This window comes from Granulicoccus phenolivorans DSM 17626 = NBRC 107789 = JCM 15570 (genome assembly GCF_000423085.1).
Classification (GTDB): domain Bacteria; phylum Actinomycetota; class Actinomycetes; order Propionibacteriales; family Propionibacteriaceae; genus Granulicoccus; species Granulicoccus phenolivorans.
Window position 1 is genome coordinate 1 of the sequence record NZ_KE383976.1, and the last position, 18,770, is coordinate 18,770.

The following is an 18,770-nucleotide window of genomic DNA, read 5'->3' on the forward strand; positions in this document are numbered from 1 at the left end:
CCTGACTTAAACTCATATGGAAACGGTCTATAATATCCGCTTCAAACGCCCTACTCGTGTCCTCGTTAACGTTGAGTAGGGCTATTATTCCCCCGCTAATGGGGAAGCTTCACGCCATGCAGTAATAAGCTGCGTAAACATGCCCGCTGTCAACTCTTTCGTCGAGCCTGGAGCATACTTTTCAAACACGTCAATAAGCAGCTTGATAAGCTCTTCAGTCTCATTCTTACGTGTCAATGCGGCAATCTTTACTTGCGCTGTTAATGGTAAATCCATAAGCAGTGGAAGATGATACATTTTTCCCTGCTTACCAATCTTGAAATCGAAAGTCTTCTTAGCATCGTTTTCGAGTACGAAAGCCATAATATTTTTTCTCCTTTAATTGAAAAACTGCTGCCAGTTTTCACGGTGAGCCATGAAGATAAGGAGGATGGAAAACTTCATGAATACACTCAACATGGAAACCGGTAGCAAGAATAAAAATCCCCTTTGCCCCTGTCGTTTATGCGACAGCTTCGACCTTGCCGTCGTCATAGAACAAGTAAAGGAAGTTACCTGCCGTGTCAACGTTCAGACTCAATGTCAAAGCGTAAGAATTAGCCGCGGTAGGAACAAACTGCAAATCGTCAAGCTCAGACACCTGCGCATTCGGAGCGAAAGCACGAATACGACGATTACCGTCCTTCATGTTAAACACCCAAGCGCGAGGCTCCCCAACCTTACCGTTAAAAGCAATCTCCAGCTGGCGGCCATGATCACTATTAGCATCAACAGTCTTCACATTCTCATCGCCAACGATGAGCTTAGCGAGAGTCTCATCAACCTGAATGCTAGGAATGCTAATGGTAGGCTCGGCGTCACCATTAGTAACGCGCACAGCACTGCCACCCCATTCCTTAATCTTGTCACCAGCACTCATCACGCCACTAATTGTGAGACCATCCTCGCCAATATAGCCGAGAGAGGTACCCCACTCGTTAGAAGGCATGACCGTGCGAGCATCCGCAGGCTTCGCTACACCGACTTTCGCAATCTGTACTGCGCCAGTGGTAGCAGACTGGTCAGGAGACGGCAAATAAACTTTATTAGCATCAATACCCTGCGTTACTTCTGCCATAATTTAACCTTTCACTTTAATGTTTTCTAAAAATCAATCGATTCACCGCGCAACTGGACACTGTAAGTAAGTGTTACGCGTGGAACGTGTGGACGTTGAGGGTCAGGATTCGGATACATGTTCATCACATCAGGCGCATGCCACGCATATTCGCCACTTTGCAAACTCAAACTTGCAAGATAGCCAGCAATAGTGCGCGCAACGTCGGTAACCTGCGAATAGTCATCATCCTTACCCGCCCAAATATCAATACTGAAATCATGCTGCCAGCTCACAGATGTCACCGGAGTACACCCTGTCTGGAATACCCACACGTATGGTTTTTTACCGGAGATATTGGTGGACTGGTTCGCGCTCGCATCCACGTGAGCAAGACGGGTGATTTCTTGAGCGAGCAACCATTCAGCATCCTGCGGTCTGGTTAGGCTCTGCATGATTGCACCGCCAGTGTAAGAGTCTTATTCACCGCTTCAGCTTCACGTGCTCCAGGTGTTGCAGTACGCACTGATACAGCGGTACGACCACCACCATATCCTGCCTGCCACTGGCGAGATACACGAAAACCTTTACCAGCTTTACTAGCGATACGCTGCGCGTTAGAAGCACACACGGCAGATAAACCGCTATCATTCAACAGTTGTTGGACTCCAGCAGAATTAAGTTCAATACGAAAACCTTTTCGAGACATACTATGCCTCCCATTCCGTTAAATTCACCGTCATATGCGACGCACGCCCAAACGGGCTACGCCAGCCAACAGGAATAGTCTCAACACGAAAATCAGCACCCTCAAAAGTCACCTTGTCACCACGCTGAATATCCGCACCAGACGGCACATAAGCAACACACGTCACTCTCGTAGGCTGAGCAGGTTGAGAATAATCAGTACTCTCCGCTTGCGGCTGCACGCTACAGCCAGTGATCATGTGAGTGACTGGATGTTCCCAATCTTTCACGTTCACACCACGAGACTGTTTCACGCCAGGGCGCGACACCATGAGAGTGTCATTACACCACGTAGGCAAACCCATGCAAATCACACTCCTACAAGCTTGTACGGTGCGAGCATAGCCTTATCCGAGGCAAGCAAACGGACGCCACCAGATACGCCATTATCGGTCTGATTGTAAGTTGCACCCACCTGTCCTGCATGTTCTTCACGAAGACCTGCAGTAGCAACAAGATGATTCGCGGCAATCTGATACGCAGCCTGTTTCAACGCGTCAACCATGTCAAAACCAGCCACATACGTCACCTCAAGCAACGCTTGACGGCGCATATCAATCACACCATACGAGTTCGCATGACGTGGTTCCACTGTTGACACAGTCTCGGTAAGCTCAGTGACGCCCATGCTTGGAAGTATCACGTGAGCCGAATCAGGAACAACAGCCTTGCAAGTGAGTTTTGGCGCTACATGCCAGCCACAATAGTCACGAATAGCTTGCGAGACACCGTTCAACGTTGCTTGCTTCGCCTCATAGCCGGAGCTCATGGAAGAGCCACCCATACTGTCGAATTCGTCAACTGTAAGCAACAGTGGAAGCTTGTCAACGTCGATGCTGTAGCCCCAGTTAGTCGCCAGCATGAGCATCACCCGTCTTATTTTTCACGGTTCGACGCTTATTCACAGCAGGCTGACGTTTCACACCAAGCTCAGGCTTATCTATAAGAGTTGCTTCGTCGGGCTGGTCACCCTCATGCCATTGGAATGTTAAACCATTAAACTCGTAAATTTTAAGCATCAAAAAACCTTTCACGCATAAGAAAAGGACAGTAAAAACCATCCCACCATATGAGCAGTTTTACTGTCCTTTAAAAAAACACGTTACAGGGTTATGCTGCAGCGCCTGCGAGAGTGACCTTAGCGAATGCTGCAGGAACACGAGTAGCGAGCAGGAGACGCTCCTCCACACGAACAGTTACACGGTTAGTGATGAAATCATCCTCGTTAGCGTTGGAAACTTCAACGCGAAGACCAGAACCAGCCTTAGTAACGACACTACCTGCAATCTTGAACGCGCCAACGATCGCAGTACCCTTTTCCACAGCAGTAGTAACAACAGTTGGAAGACCCCAAATGCCAGGCTGCTGAACAAGAGAACCGTTACCATATTCACCGTAGAAGAAGCCGCCACCCATGTACTGGCCATTAGCGTCCTTTGCCAAGCGCAAAGTCTGATAATCGGCAGGGTTAATAACGATGGCGTCAGCAGTGTAACCAGTTGCAGTCTGAATGTTCGTCATCGCAGTGTAGAGAGTGTCCTGAGCATTATCCTTAAACGCGACAGTCTGAATACCAGAAGTGCCAAGCAGAGTAGAAACAAGCTCGTTTTCTACAGCAAGATTATGCTCATAAATACCACGATTGTTAATCGCAGACTCCATGAATGCTGCATCTTCGAGAAGCTCATCAGATTCCTTGAAGAAGCTTGCAATCTTTTCCAAAGCAACAGTCTTAGAATCGTAGCCAACGTGAATTTGTGGCTTCTTCGCACCCTCGGCAGTCTTTGCAGGCTTACCCTCAGTAGGCTGGAGTACGAAGTAGGTCAAAGAGTTGCCAGAAATGGCCTCAGAGCCGAACAAGTCACGAACGTAGAGAGGGCGTGGCTGAACGTCAACAACCTTCGTATCGGTAACGTTGATGGTTGGAGTGGTGTGCAGGTCAGTGTTCGCCTTGAAACCGAATCCAGTACCTACAGCGCCACGAGCAGACTTAAGCGAGCGAGTGTCAAGCTCCTTAACAGCGAAAGCACCAAGAGAAGCTGGAGTCTCCTTCTTCTCTACCTGCGTTTCCTTTGCAGGCTTGAGACCGTCCAGGATAGCACCCTTCTGCTCAGCAAGCTTAATCTGCTCACTGATCTTGTTGTACTCTTCCTGGGCTGCCTTCAGCTCTTCAACAGAGTCAGCCTGTGCGATACGAGACTTAGCAGCCTCCAACATTTCCTTCAAATTCATTATCTTTTACCTTTCTAAAGTAGATAGAATTGCTTGTTTCTTCATTTCGAGGAACGCTGCCTTACCCTCATCACCAGAATCCGAACCATCATCGCTCTCTGGCGCTGTTGGCTTATCCTGGGACGGTTCGTCCGCATGTTCATCATCAGTGTTGTCCCCATTGAGCTTGTCAATAGAGTCAAGAATGTTCTGAGCGAATTCTCGAATCTGGTCGAGAATATCCGCATCCGCTTTACTATTCCTACGCCCAGCTTTCACATCAGTCACAACAGCATGCTGATTAGCAGGAATAGGAACAGCACTAATCTCAAAGAGGTCAAGGTCACGAAGCTCATTCGCTTTCACACCCTCGTCAAGTTCAACCTCACCCGCATCACGCACAGCGTACGCAAACGAAAACTGGTTGATACGACCTTCTTTGAAAAGCTTATAAGTATATGCTGCATTCGGATTATCAAGGTCAAGCTTCGCAGTGAACTTCAACCCCTTATCATCTTCTACAGCCGTAGCTGCGCCGAGGTTCATTTCAGGCGTATCAGTACGATGCCCAAAAAGGAACGGGATAGGATTATCGCCACGCTCTTTCAACGTGCGAGTAAAAGCACCTTTAGCAACAATGTCACCATACGAATCAGGCTCTTTATCCCACGTGGACGCATACCCCTCGATAATGCCTTCACCAGCATCCTCAGCCTTAACATGAAAACTCTTGTAGAGTGTCATTTTTATTCCTTCCAAATTTCAATTTCGACAGAACACGTGCAATTACAGGATTCATCAGGAGTCATGCCATGATCATGCGGATATTGCGAACCGTTGGAAAATTCAGCATCCATTTCGACTCGCTCCCCATCCATAGCCAAATGCTCACTGCGCGGATTCGAACTTCCCCCATGAACCCACGTCTTATAACGCTTAAAAACGCTAGACGGCGCTTGCTGCCTTACCGCCTCCATACTGCCGAACACGGCACAAGCAGTAGAGAATGCGAGACCAGCCGACAGCGAGCGCGATGATTCAGCTTTTTCGAAGACTCCGTCAGGCGAGTTCGCCAGGATACTGTCATCCGTATCCTCGTTATCGTCTGAGTTTTGCCGTTCGAGAGCTTCCTGTAACTGACGTAAAGTCACATTGTTTAACGCTGTAGCTTTGCCTTCTGCCATAGTGCGAATGTACGCTTGCGTGCGTTCCACGTCGTAAGGGTTCGGTTTCAAACGTACGTCTTTCAACGTTTCTTTCGCATGCTTCTCACTCAGTTGGAGGAATAATGGGGTGAGGTCGTCAGCGAGCTCTTTGCTCCACCGTTTCCCATCCCACCAGTCTGGATAATCATTACCGTCGTCAGCTTTTACACGGAGTGTACCGTTTTTCGCTTGCTTAGTGATCTCAGCGAGCACGCTACGTTTCTGCCGTGTGAAAAACTTCGCTAACTGTTTCGCAACAAGCTCACTATCCGCATCGTTCGGCGTTTGATGAGACTTGAAATGCGGTTCGCCCGATTTCACGGCCGAAACACCACTATTAAGCGTGTTGCTTGGCTCACCCTCATCACCGTAAGCAAGATTCAACGGTTGGACGAGCTTAGAAGCGCTACCGCCTAATGCTGGACGGTTCATGATCGCGCGCGCCTCATCAACAAGCATCCACGGAGCACCCACAGCACTCGTCAACATTTGTGCCTGTTCTTCGAAGCTCGCGCTCACTTTCGCAGACAGGTCAAACTCAACATAAGTGTCCGCGTCCACGCCAAGCATAGGCAGCAGAACCTTGTTGATACGTTCGACGATTAAATCCATGAGCGGAGTGAGAGTCTCCGAATACAATGCGCGAGCATTGTCCTTTGCCGACGCGTACGTTTGTGTGCTTGTGTGATAGATAAGCGACGGATTCAAGTGATATGCTGCGCATACATCTTCACGAGTTAGCTGTGTGACTTCTGCGAACTGTGCTTCACGAGCGTTAAACGTACTGTCATGCAATTGCATGCCATCTTCAAGAATTGGCGTGCCGCCACTATCAGTGCCCTCACTTCCTGCGAAGCGTGCTCTCCAAGAAGCAGCGAAACGTTGACGCTGCTGATCATCCCACACAGCGCCAGCAGGGCGACTAATCCACCGGTTCACCCAGCCACCATTGCGCCAATTCTTATTACGAAAATCAAGCGCACTGACTCGTTCAGCAAGAATACTTTTCAACGAGTCAATAGGACTGACAGCTTCCACTCCACCAGTCGGATTATACGCAGCAAAACGCACCGTATCCGACGCAGGAATAGTCACAGGCGCACGACCAGACACAGGATTTTGCACCACGTAAGCTGACGGGGTGAAACCATCCAACGTGTATACATCTCGCACCCACGCGTAAGGAATATACGTGATAGTCCAACCCGTGTCACGCTGCACGTTCGGCGCCACATGCCACAAGCACGCACCATACAAACACAAGTCACCCACAAGGCGACTTATTGACTCGAACGTTGTCACTCCATCCGACGGAGACGCCAACAGGCGGGCAGCAACACTAGTGCGGTCACGCTGACGGTCATTCTCATCAACACGCTTATACACTTTCAATGGGGTGGAAGCGACAGCATCCTGAATAAAACTGACTACCGCACGCACCTCAGGCTGTTCACGATACAAGTCAGCCGGACTCTTCCCCAATACGGCAGTAGCAGCAACACCACCCCTCTGCACGTACACGGGGCGCCCAAAAAGACGGTCGAGAAAACTCATACTGTCAACTCCCTCAAAAGCGAAAAATTTTAAATAAACATCACATCATGCGACGCGTAAGCCGAGACCTTCACAGGCTCCTCAGGCTCCTCCACCTGCGTGGCCGCGCCAAAAGCCATCGTCAACGCTACAAGCGGGCTAATCTCCTCCGTACTCTTCACCCTGTCCCACGCCCACGCACCATCACCCATAGGACGAGTAACAGCAGTATTCGCAGCAATATCAAGGCGAGGCTGAGAAATATGAAAAAGCTTCACGCTATCAGACGGTTCCACAGCGTTCGGATTAGACGCGTCAACCGCATCCCACAGCCTGCCACACCAGCCAGCAACATCACGCCCCTGGCACGGAATAATCTCCACACCATCAACAGCAGCAATACCATCAAGAACACTCGAAACTGGAGCACCCTTAGCCTGTAAAGCCACACGAAGAGGCACGTCAGCCGGCTGCTTCGACGCAAGAACACTAATAGCGTCAGGAAGCCAACCCAAACCGTTGCGGTAAGCAATAACCTCTCCATGCCAATTACCGTCAGCACGTTGCCCGCATACAGCAATCGAAGCATGCTGACGGTCAGCACTCACGTCCACACCAAAAGTCAAAACCGAGTCAGGAGCAATCTTGCTATCCGCACGAATACCAGCCTCCCAAGCACCCTCAGCGAAAGGCGGCTGAATCGCAGCCGTCACCCACTGACACAAGCACTCAGTTTTAAACACATCCTCAGGGTCAGTCGCACACGCAGAAGCAAGAGCACGCTCAGTAACAAACCCATAGCCAAGCGACGGGTTAGCCTGAGCCCACGCGGAATGGTCATGAATATCCGCATTAACCGGCGCACTCCACTCGAAAATGCCGAGACTATCATCATCAACATCATCATCGCCAGGATTACCCAGCATGCCAGCCTCTTTAGCAACCCCATCAGGGTCACCAAGCTGCGCATGAGCCTTTGCACGAAGCGAGCGAAGCACCACACTAGACGCGTCACCCGCATTCGACATGCACCAGATAAGCGCGTTAGGCCGAGCCATCGTCGTCTTACTAACAGCACTCCACGCTTCCCACGTCTGATGCTCACGCAGCTCATCAAGCAACACAAGATCACCAGACTTACCACGAGCACCTTTACGATTCGACGTCGTCACTTTATACCGGCGACGGTCAGTCAACGTGAGAGTCTTATTGCCCGCACTACGGTAAACACGTTCAACTTCTTCCGACAGTTCAGGAACATCCTCAGCGAGCGCGACCACACCCTCCCAAACTTCTTCAGCAGCCTCCAAGTTCGTAGACGTGCCAATCACAAGGTTCACGCCCAGCATCCACAGGAAGAATGAGGCGATAACTTTCGACAAGTGCGTTTTGCCCTGTTGACGTGCCACAAGCACGAGAACGGTGCGGTAGCGGAACCGCCACGAGCCTTGCAAGTCACCCTCAATTTCAAGAGCGTGAATAGCAAGCCACTCCTGCCAAGGCAATAAAGGTTCTTTCAGCACGGTTTTAGCGAACTCTACGACTGCGAAGCCAAGCGAAGTCTCGGGAGTGAGGTCTCGTTTAGCTGCAGTATAAATGCGCGGGGTTGTCGAACCTTTAAGCATGCGAATGTACCTTCAACTTCGCGCGCATCTCATCCAAAGATGAGACTTTCACCGCCGGCTTCTTATCCACCACTTCAGGTGCAGGAACAAGATTCAACGTAGTAAGGAACTTCAGCATCGTGGGAAGAGTCACATTGTCATTCGGACGACCTTCATCAGCTGTCTGGGCAAGCAGTCGGAGTGCTCTAATTGCTGCAGCATGCTTCTTCCGGTCAAGTTTGCCCGTTTTTACTGCTTCGGTTACGCTCATGTTGACCGCTTCGAGCATACTTTCAGGCTCTTTCACACTTCGTACAGCCATATTTCACGCTCCTTTAACAGTAAAACCGCCAAAACAATCGTTTTGACGGTTCAAAATCTAAAATATTGTGGTTCTACAGTGAGGTACCCCTCAAATTCGTGTCGAATGAGAAAACACTGCCAGTGGGAATGCGTAGCAAGAGAAGAGACCTTTTCGTCAACTTTTTGAAGCCCCTCCCCTAACTTTTCTACGATTTTGCACGATTTTATGCCGGGGTTTTGTGGTTTTATACTATTTTTGTTTAGAACCATTGTCTTGTGGGGGTTCCGAGCTCGTTTTTTCCTGCTTTTTTGCCTCTTGACCTGTTGCAGTGGGCGTGTGATGCTCTAATGTTTGTGGGGTCGAGGGTGAGTTCGGGGTATTTTGCTCGTGGTTTGACGTGGTCTGGCTCATAGCAGTTTGTGCTTTTGCCTGGCTTGTACATGCCGAGTGTGTAGTCGATGGGTAGGTGGCAGATCCAGCAGGGTTGGTTGCTGTGGGCGTCTCGCTGGTAGCAGGCTTTTCTAAGGTTTTTGCCTTGACTGCTTGCCCATAAGTCTTTTGCGGGCATGATTGATTGAGCCTTTTTTGAAAAACGGGTTTTATACTTGAATTGTCTCAATGGTGAGGAGGTGATTCAAGTATGGGACATTTAACGAATATTAAGATTAACGAGGCAGGGTTGAAGCAGTTGGAAGATGAGGTGCGTAAGAATTACGCTAAGTCACTTCACAACACTTGCCCTGTTTGTGGCAAACCGTTAGACCAGTCGAATAATCCTGAAGGCACTGTTGCTGTACACATCGAGTGCATGAATCAAGATTAATTTTGGTTAACTTGTTTAATCTCCTCGTCGTATTCGTCGAGCAAGTGAATGATGTCGGCGAGGAGTTTTCGTACTCGTGTGGTGTCGACGTGGAGTTCGACTACTGCTGGTTTGAGAGGACTACTGCTGGTTTGAGAGTGTTACTCATTTTTGTTGTCCTTCTTTGGAATTTGCAAGCACGATTGAACTATTAAAGGTATTTCTTAATAGTTGCTTTTTAAGACTGTAGATATGAATAATGCCATTCGGTATTCGAATGGCTACTTTACTAATGTACCTGTTGGGCTGGATTTTGTCAAGCAGGAGGAGTGAGGAATTTTTATTGTTCCTCACTCCTTTCCTCACATATAGGTGTGAGGTGCGTAAGGGGTTGGAATTATTGGTTTTGAGCGGTGTTGTTTTTAATTCCTCACACCTTTTTACTTTCCTCCCTCTTTTGATTACACGTATTTTCTGAAAAGTGGTGTGATGGTGTGAGGAATAGTATTTAAGGCTAATATTTTCAATGGTTTACGTCCTCACACCACTGACGTGAGGACGTGTGAGAGGTGTGAGGGTGTTGATGTTTTTAAACCCCTCGATTTCGAGGGGTTTGGTTTAGAACTTGCTTGCGAGTATGTGTTGGTAGTCATCGAGTACTTGCATGGTAATGTCGAGTTCGAGCGCCATAAGTGTGCCATTGCCTTCGTAGAGTTGTTCTACGGTTGCGTATTCGAGTGGGTCTATGAGCCAGTTGGCTGTTTCTCGTATTGTGCGTTTTTCTGTACGCTTATCGTGCATATTGTCGTGGTGCTTGGCGTGGATGAGTTCGTGTGCGAGGGTGCATTTCTTTTGCCGGTCGTTAAGTGTGTTGTCGAGCAGGATGGTGTGTGTGGAGTCGTCGTAGTATCCCATTTCGTCATCGTTGAGTGGGGTTTCTATGATGTTGAGTCCTGCGTTTTCGGCTATTTGGTATAGCTGGTTGAGTGTTATGCCCACCGTTTCACCTCCCCTATTTTTTTGAGGGTGAGCATTTCAGAATGACAGATATGGAGGACAATGCGATAGAATAATATTACTCGTCTGCCTAGTTGTAGAAGGAGCACTTGGGACGCTGCGGCGTCCCTTGATTTTATATAAGAAAATGGCTAATTACTTATAGACACACCGAATACTCTTGCGCTTTTAGTACTAAAAGTGTAGTATATTGTAAATACAAATGGACTGGGGTACTCGGTCGGCGGCAGGAGTTATTTCTGCCGCTTTTGTTTTACTCTGGGTAGACTTTGACTCCATAATGCAGAATATTCCCTTCGCGGCTTCGCCTGAACTTCTTACGCAAAATATTATATGATGTATCATTCTTCGTGTTGTGCAGATAGTGTATTCCTATAGGACGTGCTATTAAATCAGCAAACTGTAATCCTGCAAGATTTGCTTGCTTACTGACGCAATGGAAATCAAACATTCCGTTTATGCCGCTGTATGAGCATTCGTCAACAATACGGTCAAATTCCTGCTGCAGTGTCCTATCTTCGGCTTTCCCGCGTGATTCAAAGATAATTGGAACTTTCTTACCTCTTTGTTTCTTCTCTTGCATACTGAGGAATACACGTTCTATACCAAATTCAACGGCTAGGGAATAAACGTTACGTGGCTTAGGGAGATGCACGTATTTTCTTTTGTCTATTATGCTTGTGATTATTTCGTATTTTGATTGATCCATGATGTCGTTAAGTTCGGTGAAGAATTTTGCGCGTAGGGCATCATCAATGAGTGGTTTAAAGAATCCACGCTGTTTTCTAATTTCTCGTTCATGGAAAATGGGTATATCGGTTCCAAATGTATCGAATTTAAGTTTTTCCACTCGTGGAACTATGTATTCGTAATAGTGTTTCTTCTCAATGATGCAGAAGGCGAGAACGAAGATTGGATATTCACGTGATATTGAGTCGAGGCTTTGGTCTCCTGATTCATCTACGAATACGATGTAGTCGCTGAAGTCTGTCATTATTGTTTTCCTTATGCTCCGTAGTTGTCTAGTTCTTGCTCGTTATGTTTGTTTTTGTCGTGGTGTGCTGCGAGCTGTATTTCGCTTGTGTTTGGGGTGGTATCGTCGTTGATATCGTAGAGTGTTTCTTCCTTGAAATCGGTGACTGTATAACGAGGTGGGTAGAAGTATTCATATTGAGCATTGAAGAAATCGAGAATGCTGTAATATCCAATATGCTTAGCAATAATTTCTAGCTCATCAATATTAATCGAATTTTTACCTGTTATCCGATTGTATGTATATCCATAGCTTCTGTCTAGCCATTTTTGGACATCTTGTACTGTAAAATCTTTTTGCTTTAATTTATATTGCAAAAATTCAGACGTTTCTATAGTAACATCGCGTACTCTACGCAAATCAGAGTCTTTAACCATATACAAAGCATATATTTATTAACGCTTTATCGCCTATATGACACGCCGAAAGAACGCATAGTTTTGTGTGTTTTCGCCTATCTTGTTTGCATTGTCGCCAATATGATACTAGAATGTGTGCTATCTACCGAAGGTTTAAATACCTGTGTTGCTTGAAAAATAAATAGTGAATTTCTTATATATTACTTCAATTTATCGCATATATGACATTAAGGAGGTGAGTATGCACTCATTAGAAAGAACTATTAAAGCAGAGCTAACTGCATTTAATTTAACGCAAATGGATTTAGCAAAAGCACTTGGAGTGAATATATCGACTGTCAACAGAAAGTTGAATGGCACTTCTAGCTTCACGATTGCCGAATTACGAACTGTGGCGACTTTTTTAAATCTTAATTTTTATGAATTAACCGCTCTTGCTGAGGAGCGTGAAAAGCGCGCACAGCAGCAGGGGAAGGAGTAGGTGATGATTAGTATTTATCAAGATAAACTTACGCGAAGTGCCCTATTAAAGATTTTAAAGCTTCTTGGTGAGGATGACACCGCGCTTATCAGTTACGACACTCCTATCAAGATTGAAATTACTGATGATAGAGTGCTTGTTACCTATACTAAGTGTGCGGTTGTAAGCCGTCATGATGTTCTGGACGTTCTTAGCTCTTACGTGGGCGAGGAGGAAGAGTAATTGTCTGTTCTTGGACTATCGGGTTTTCTTCGATTGTCCAGCTTATGGTGACATCGTTACTAGATAATCCGCCCCATATTGCTGCAGCTCTTAGCTCGAAACTCTTTGAACTTCCTGCGGTAAAATCTCCCAACTGGATTGTAAGACCTTGACCTAGATCTATTCCATCGTATGTGATAGTGACGTTTAATGCTGTAAACGCATTCTCGCTATATAACGTATACGTGGTTCCTTGGCTGAGGTTAATAGTCCAATGTGGGATTTCTTCTCTTACTTGGATGAGAGATAACTGTTTACGTTGTACTTCTGTTTGTTCTTGTAGTACCCGTAATTGTTGTTCCTTAATTTCAAGTTCTTTCTTGACTTGGCTAATCTTTTTCTTTTCTCCATTCTTTTGAATGAAGAATGTGATGAGTGAACCTACTATTCCGCCAAGAACGGTCAAAATTGTTTCTACGAGTCCTGAGTAGTGATTTAGCCAGTCGACCATGTTCAAATTATTCATTCTATTTATTCTACTTTTATTTTTTTAAGGAGTTTTATTGTGGCTGTTTTTATGTGTAAGCCGCGTACTGTTGACGCGGTCAAATACAAGGGTGATTTTGAGTTTGATAGTTACCCTGACTGGTTGTTGGATTTGATGCGCACGGGGCGCCTCCGCCATGTTGGCGTGGATTCTATCCAGGTTGATAATTCTGCGAGCTCCGTGTGTCAAGCTGAACCGTTTGATTATGTTCTTCATAATCTTTCGACTGGTGAAAACAGTACGGCGACGGGGCAGATTTTTCAACGTGATTACATGCCTGTTGCCGTTGATAAGGGAGAGGAGTAAATCGTGTTTGTTGATACTCTTCAGGCTCGTAAAGAGTTGCAGGATAATCGTTACAAGCATATTGGGAGCCTCGTTGGGCTTATCGTGTGTGGGGTTATGAGTCTTGGCTCGTTCTTTTACCTATTGACCGGTAATGCGATGGATCATCCGTTGAATAGTATCTTTGCTTTTTTCGTGTATATTGCTGCAAGTTTTGCGTTTATCATGCTCGTGGTCGCCATGCCGCCTGCTGAACGTTCAGGGAAGGATGATGATGGTGAGTGAGCGTTGTTTTCGTGAACCGTTGATGGTGTCTACTCCTGAAGCTGCTGAATTATTACATTGTGATACGCGTACTGTGCGTGGGCTTATTCGGCAGGGGAAGCTTCGTGCAAAGAATGTTGGACGGACTTTTCGTGTGAATTATTCATCGTTGAAGAAGTTTGCGATGGAGGATACATTGTGACGGTTCGTGAGTTTACTGTTGCGGGTGAGCCGAGGCCGAAGAAACGTCCAAAAGTATTTCACGGCAGGGGTGTGAACCCGAAAGAGAATGTAGTGAACGAGCAGACTGTTCGTGACGCGTATCTTGCAGAGTTTCCGGATGCTGTCCCATTTTCGGGCAATGTGCAGATTCTCATGTCGTTCTACCTGGGTGATTTTAGGCGTGTGGATGTGGATAATCTGGCGAAACTGGTGCAGGATGCTTTGAATGGTGTCGCGTTTGTTGATGATTCGCAGATTACGCGTCTGATGGCGTGTAAGGTTCACCCGTCTCGCATGGTGCCAGGGCGGAATGGTCGTCTTCGTTACCGCCGTAGCGGTGACGTGTTGACTCACCCGGACACTGGTGAGCCTTATGATCCGCATACGGATATTATTCTCGTCGCTGATGATGGCGAGGAGGCGTAAGTGTCTTATAAGTTTCGTTGGTGTTTGCCGAAGTGTCGTACGTGCGGGCCTTTGGCTCCTGCGTGTGATGTGGAGATGGCTTTACAGGTTATGGATTCACATAAGCGTAGCATGCCGGGGCATGTGAAGCGTGTGTTTTATGTTCCTGTTCCTCCGCCTAGTTTACCTTTCTAAAATTTTCCCCTTATTTTTCTTTTTTTGGAGTTTGTTATGGTTACTCAAACAAAAAATACTGTTGCTATGCCTACGGTTACTGAGCCTGTGCCTGTGGATGTTGATGAGCGTAGTAAGCAGAATCTGCTTATCTTGCAGGCGAAGCGTCTTGTTGACTTGCAGGATACTATCCAGTCTATGGAGTTGGAAGCGGAACAGATTAAACAGCAGATTCTTGACACGCATGAGCCTGGCACATATCCGGCTGATGGTGTGAAGGTTGTTGTGAGGGCTGGTGTGCGTCGTTTGGATTCGGCGAAGTTGCAGCATGATTATCCTGCTGCTGAGCATCCTGACTTGTATAAGGTCGCGTTGGATTCGAAGGCTGTGAAAGCTCATTTCAGTCCGCTCCAGTTGGAGGATTATCAGACTGTTGGCGCTAGGTCGGTGGTGGTTAAATGAGAGTCCAGCTCAACACTGGCTTGTTTGACTTCATTCGCACTCAGCCCGACCTTGTCAGGTTTGTTCATTTGGCTCGCTTGAACAGGTTGAACTTAGAGAAACATCCTCAATATGTTGCTTTGGATGAGCGTGTGCTGCGTGCCAGGGTTGAGGATAAGCGTGAACGCGACCGTGTGAAGAAACATGCGCTAGTTGCCGAGTATCGGCGTGCGCTCGCTGAGGCTGGTGGTGATCGTGTCTGATGATGTTCTCGCCGTGTTGAACGGGCAAAACAGTAAACATGATGATACGCCTACCGTTGCTTCTACCGAGCCGGTTTTGACAGTGTGGCCACAGATTCGGCAGATTATTGAAAACAGTATTGTGAATGCTCCACGCTCATTACAGAAACGTATTGGGCCGAGTGAGCTTGGTACGGATTGCGTGCACTGTTTAGCTGCGAAACTGGCGGGCTGGCAGCGGTCGCAGGGCGTGGCATGGTTGCCGTTTATTGGCACGTGTGTGCATGAGCATTTCGAACACTATTTCACTGAACTATCTGAGACGGTGGGGTCGCCGTTTGAAAACAGGTTTGAGACGGAGAAACGTGTCACTGTTGGCCGGCTTCAGGGGTTGTCTGACGGTTATGACGTGTCCGGTTCGATTGATTTGTGGGATAAGAGTGAACGTGCGACGGTTGATTGGAAGGTTGTCGGTTCGACAACATTACGTTCTGCTCGCGTACATTCACCATCACAACAGTATCAGGTGCAAGCCTCCTTGTATGGGCTTGGACTGGTGGCTGAGGGTGAGACGGTTGAACGTAGCTGCGTATTCTATCTTCCTCGCACGTCGATGAGTTTGAATGATGCTTTTATTTGGGAGCATGAGTTCCAGCCTGAGCTTGGACAGTGGGCGTTGCAGCGAGCCCAACTACTGGTCACACTGTTGGACACGATTGAGCTGAATAGTGGTGTGGCTGTGCGTGACGCGTGGATTAGTATGCTGCCACGCTCTGAATCTCACTGTTTTGACTGTTCCACATGGCCAGACAGTGGCTTGGCTCAAGAGTTCAATTCAAACAATGTGAGCGTGCCTGAACAGTATGAGGGTTTTATTGATTTGATTCCTTCTACTGCTCCCATGCTCGCATAGTTTTCATTTTTTCATTTTCCAATATTTTTTAAGGAGTTTATGATGGTTTTTGGTCAGACTAATACTGGGTTTAATAACACTGGTTTTAACAGTAATGGTTTTGGTAATTCTGGTGTGCAGCAGGCTGCCGCACCGGCTACAGGCTTAGCATCTCTTGGCTCGCTGATTCAAGGCGGTGGCGCAAAAGCGTTTTTCACTGCTGATAGTAAGCCTGGCGACATGGTTGAGGGTGAGATTGTTAGTGTTGAAGTGTCACAGATGCGTGATTTTCAGACTAAGATGCCTGCAACATGGCAGGACGGTCAGGCAAAACAGCAGATTCATATTGTGTTACAGACGTCTCTTCCGCCTATTGATGATGAGGATGATGGTCGTCGTTCCCTTTGGATTAAGGGTTGGGGTGTTCAGTTGAAGGCTTTGCGTGAGGCTTGCCGTCAGGCTGGTGTGAAGGAACCTGCTAAGGGTGATGTGTTTGCTGCTCGTTTTGCGGGGTATGGTGAGCGTGGTAATGCTCCTCAGCCTCCTAAAATGTATGAGTATCGTATTATTCCGCAGTCTCAGGCTGCAGTGTCCGGTTTACTGGACGAGCCTGTAGCGTCTCAGCAGCAGGCAATGCCACAACAGGCACAGCAAGCTCAGCCAGTTCAGCAGGCTCCAGTACAGGCGCAGACGCCAGTAGCACAACAACCAGTACAGCAGGCTCCTGCTATTAGTGCTAGCCAAGTGCAGTCCATGCTGAACATGGGTAAAACTGTGCAGGATATTGCCGGATTCCTTGGAGTGACTGTTGCTCAGGTGGAGGCTGTGTTGCCTCCTACTATGGGGCAAGACGGTAACCCAGTATTCTAAACTCGCATATTTTTGGGGTAGAGGCTCTTTTCTTCCTCCTCTACCCCACCCCTTTTTCTAATCCTTTTACCCTATTTTTTTATTTCTTTTTTAGGAGTGTATCGTGCGGCAGGCTGATACTAGTTACACTTTTAGTCGGATTCCAGATGGGCCGCAAAATGTTGAACGTGTATACAATAATGTGCGCGTTGACCGTAGTGGGGCGAACATGCGTCTTGATTCGTGGCATGCAATCAGCAATCTAGAAAACGAGTACCATGTTCCAGGGCGTGACGCGTACTCTCCGTGGAATGACCAGTTACGTGTGGAGTGTGCGAAAAAGACTGAGCGTGTGCGTCATGGTGTGAAGTTTACTGATCGTGCGTTCATTCGTTTCAACGGTCAGATGGCTGACATTGACTCTTCTTCGCCATATTTTAGTGAACCGTTTGAGGTGACGTTGGATGTGCGTTTTGATGATGGTCTTGCCGGTCAGGCAGTCCAGTTCCTTCGCGATGTGACTGTTGACGATAAGAGTGGAATGAACTTGTGCCGCATGTTCGCCACCCCATTGTTGGAACCATACAAGCATTTGACATACGTGCTTTATGGTGATGGTGGTAATGGTAAGGGTATTTTGTTGAATACGTTGGCTGCATCGTTGCCTGGTCTGACGGCGTCGGTTGATTCGCAGAAAATATTGGGTGGTCGCCGTGGTAGTGGTGGTTTTGATACTCAGCAGGAGATGGGTAAGCTTATTGGCGCGTTGTGGGCGTTTGATGAGGATGCGGACACTATTAGTTTGGAGCAGTTGACCGCTCTGAAGAAAATTTCGACAGGTGATAGTGTGACTGCTCGTCGTATTCAGGAGAATGCAGTCTCTTTTGCTCCTCGCTGCACGTTTATCGTAGCGACGAACAATCCTGTGATCACAACAATGAGTAATGCTATTGCTCGCCGTTTCGTTTATGTACGTATGAAGGACGGTAGGAAGCCGTCCGAGTTTGCGAGCCTGTTAGAGTTCCGACGCCAGTATGGTGTCGCACCATTTTTGATGGCGTCATGCTTGACATGGTTGCAGCATGGTGATGACCCTTATTATGATGTTTCGGTCGGTTCGGCATCGGATTTGTCGGAGGCTGAGCAGTGGCTTGTCGATATGATTTGCGAGCAGGGTTATGCGGTTTCGCGTGATAATCCTTATAGTGAGTCGGCTCGTGAGCATAAGAGCAGTATCAGCAAACTCGGACTTAAAAGCGGATATAGATGGAAGGATAACTCTTCCATCCGTGTTCTTGTCGTTGCTGATGAGCGTCGTTTCAAACCATACCGTGAAGCCTGGGAGAAAGACCAGAAACAGCTTGAAGAAGCATCGAAGCCACTCCCCGTCCCTGGGCCTATCGAAAGCACGGGTCGTATCAGCCTGTCCGAGTTTGGTTTCCATGCGGATTATGTTCCTGCACGTCAGGATAAGAGTGCGTTGAATTGGAAGAAGCAAGCCGAAAATCCAGCAATTGATACAAGTCGTATTCCGGACACTGCAGCATATGCGGTTATCCCACAAGCTGGGTACATGGTTATCGACATGGACAAGGCGAAGGCTGAGGGTGAGCAGGATGGCTGGCAGTCACTCCAATTATCAGTCGGACAATACGGCAGTAGCGAGTTCCCACGCACCTACCTCGTCACCACGCCTAGCGGCGGTGTGCACGCGTACTATAAGATGCCGCAAGGCTTATCTGGTCACATACTCAACAAGGTGAAAGCCGGTGGACACAACATTGATTTGCGTGTGGACGGATTGGGTTATGTGATTGGTGCAGGCTCTACCACGAGTGGTGGTGTGTATGAGGTGT

24 protein-coding genes are annotated in these 18,770 nt (G+C 47.6%); 10 read left to right on the forward strand and 14 right to left on the reverse strand.

What is annotated here, in order from left to right:
* Nucleotides 1-84: 84 nt before the first annotated feature.
* The 13 genes from G531_RS25885 to G531_RS25915 form a co-directional block, all read right to left on the reverse strand.
* On the reverse strand, nt 85-363 hold the full coding sequence (locus tag G531_RS25885) for a hypothetical protein (RefSeq protein ID WP_022857393.1): 279 nt from the start codon (nt 361-363) through the stop codon (nt 85-87).
* Nucleotides 364-502: 139 nt separating this feature from the next.
* On the reverse strand, nt 503-1,117 hold the full coding sequence (locus tag G531_RS25890; protein WP_021618650.1) for a phage tail tube protein: 615 nt from the start codon (nt 1,115-1,117) through the stop codon (nt 503-505).
* Nucleotides 1,118-1,143: 26 nt separating this feature from the next.
* Entirely contained in the window at nt 1,144-1,551 is a 408-nt protein-coding gene (locus G531_RS25895; protein WP_021618651.1) for a hypothetical protein, read from the reverse strand.
* Nucleotides 1,552-2,153: 602 nt separating this feature from the next.
* Nucleotides 2,154-2,714 (reverse strand): hypothetical protein, encoded by a 561-nt coding sequence (locus tag G531_RS25900; RefSeq protein WP_155827991.1) that lies wholly within the window; start codon nt 2,712-2,714, stop codon nt 2,154-2,156.
* A gap of 239 nt (nt 2,715-2,953) precedes the next feature.
* Nucleotides 2,954-4,075 (reverse strand): phage major capsid protein, encoded by a 1,122-nt coding sequence (locus G531_RS25455; RefSeq protein ID WP_021618656.1) that lies wholly within the window; start codon nt 4,073-4,075, stop codon nt 2,954-2,956.
* 6 nt (nt 4,076-4,081) lie between these two features.
* Complete coding sequence (locus G531_RS25460) at nt 4,082-4,798, reverse strand: HK97 family phage prohead protease (RefSeq protein WP_021618657.1); 717 nt, start codon at nt 4,796-4,798, stop codon at nt 4,082-4,084.
* A 2-nt stretch (nt 4,799-4,800) separates the two neighbouring features.
* On the reverse strand, nt 4,801-6,813 hold the full coding sequence (locus G531_RS25465) for a phage portal protein (protein WP_021618658.1): 2,013 nt from the start codon (nt 6,811-6,813) through the stop codon (nt 4,801-4,803).
* Between the two features lie 29 nt (nt 6,814-6,842).
* Nucleotides 6,843-8,417 (reverse strand): terminase large subunit, encoded by a 1,575-nt coding sequence (locus G531_RS25905; protein WP_021618659.1) that lies wholly within the window; start codon nt 8,415-8,417, stop codon nt 6,843-6,845.
* The gene (locus tag G531_RS25910; protein WP_022857378.1) at nt 8,410-8,718 is read right to left on the reverse strand and encodes a hypothetical protein; all 309 of its coding nucleotides are present in this window, start codon (nt 8,716-8,718) and stop codon (nt 8,410-8,412) included. Before G531_RS25910 ends, G531_RS25905 begins: the two co-directional genes overlap by 8 nt.
* Nucleotides 8,719-8,959: 241 nt before the next feature.
* On the reverse strand, nt 8,960-9,268 hold the full coding sequence (locus G531_RS27130) for an HNH endonuclease (protein WP_080651188.1): 309 nt from the start codon (nt 9,266-9,268) through the stop codon (nt 8,960-8,962).
* Nucleotides 9,269-10,120: 852 nt separating this feature from the next.
* Nucleotides 10,121-10,501, reverse strand: a complete 381-nt coding sequence (locus G531_RS0119240) for an ImmA/IrrE family metallo-endopeptidase (protein WP_022857381.1) — start codon at nt 10,499-10,501, stop codon at nt 10,121-10,123.
* A gap of 271 nt (nt 10,502-10,772) precedes the next feature.
* A complete protein-coding gene (locus G531_RS25475) occupies nt 10,773-11,513 on the reverse strand; it encodes a DUF3800 domain-containing protein (RefSeq protein ID WP_022857382.1) in 741 nt (246 codons plus the stop codon).
* 11 nt (nt 11,514-11,524) lie between these two features.
* Entirely contained in the window at nt 11,525-11,929 is a 405-nt protein-coding gene (locus G531_RS25915) for a hypothetical protein (protein WP_022857383.1), read from the reverse strand.
* A 223-nt stretch (nt 11,930-12,152) separates the two neighbouring features.
* Here G531_RS25915 and G531_RS25480 point away from each other — a divergent pair, with 223 nt between their 5' ends.
* Nucleotides 12,153-12,392 (forward strand): helix-turn-helix domain-containing protein, encoded by a 240-nt coding sequence (locus tag G531_RS25480; protein WP_022857384.1) that lies wholly within the window; start codon nt 12,153-12,155, stop codon nt 12,390-12,392.
* A gap of 190 nt (nt 12,393-12,582) precedes the next feature.
* On the opposite strand, the gene G531_RS25920 is transcribed toward G531_RS25480, so the two are convergent.
* Nucleotides 12,583-13,119, reverse strand: a complete 537-nt coding sequence (locus G531_RS25920) for a hypothetical protein (RefSeq protein ID WP_022857386.1) — start codon at nt 13,117-13,119, stop codon at nt 12,583-12,585.
* Between the two features lie 39 nt (nt 13,120-13,158).
* Here G531_RS25920 and G531_RS25925 point away from each other — a divergent pair, with 39 nt between their 5' ends.
* From G531_RS25925 to G531_RS25495, 9 genes are all read left to right on the forward strand, one after another.
* Nucleotides 13,159-13,446, forward strand: coding sequence for a hypothetical protein (locus tag G531_RS25925; RefSeq protein ID WP_022857387.1), 288 nt, complete (start codon nt 13,159-13,161; stop codon nt 13,444-13,446).
* 3 nt (nt 13,447-13,449) lie between these two features.
* Nucleotides 13,450-13,710, forward strand: coding sequence for a hypothetical protein (locus G531_RS25930; RefSeq protein WP_022857388.1), 261 nt, complete (start codon nt 13,450-13,452; stop codon nt 13,708-13,710).
* A gap of 22 nt (nt 13,711-13,732) precedes the next feature.
* Nucleotides 13,733-13,891: a helix-turn-helix domain-containing protein gene (locus G531_RS27135; RefSeq protein ID WP_161798650.1), complete on the forward strand. Its 159-nt coding sequence runs from the start codon at nt 13,733-13,735 to the stop codon at nt 13,889-13,891.
* Nucleotides 13,888-14,337, forward strand: a complete 450-nt coding sequence (locus G531_RS25490; RefSeq protein WP_162143202.1) for a RusA family crossover junction endodeoxyribonuclease — start codon at nt 13,888-13,890, stop codon at nt 14,335-14,337. Before G531_RS27135 ends, G531_RS25490 begins: the two co-directional genes overlap by 4 nt.
* A gap of 210 nt (nt 14,338-14,547) precedes the next feature.
* Complete coding sequence (locus G531_RS25935; protein ID WP_022857405.1) at nt 14,548-14,952, forward strand: hypothetical protein; 405 nt, start codon at nt 14,548-14,550, stop codon at nt 14,950-14,952.
* Entirely contained in the window at nt 14,949-15,194 is a 246-nt protein-coding gene (locus tag G531_RS25940; RefSeq protein WP_022857406.1) for a hypothetical protein, read from the forward strand. Before G531_RS25935 ends, G531_RS25940 begins: the two co-directional genes overlap by 4 nt.
* A complete protein-coding gene (locus G531_RS24995; protein ID WP_022857407.1) occupies nt 15,187-16,086 on the forward strand; it encodes a hypothetical protein in 900 nt (299 codons plus the stop codon). The genes G531_RS25940 and G531_RS24995 overlap by 8 nt, the downstream gene beginning before the upstream one ends.
* Before the next feature lie 39 nt (nt 16,087-16,125).
* The gene (locus G531_RS25945) at nt 16,126-16,935 is read left to right on the forward strand and encodes a pentapeptide repeat-containing protein (protein WP_152685837.1); all 810 of its coding nucleotides are present in this window, start codon (nt 16,126-16,128) and stop codon (nt 16,933-16,935) included.
* 103 nt (nt 16,936-17,038) lie between these two features.
* A partial coding sequence (locus G531_RS25495) for a bifunctional DNA primase/polymerase (RefSeq protein WP_162143203.1) occupies nt 17,039-18,770 on the forward strand: 1,732 nt, incomplete at its 3' end.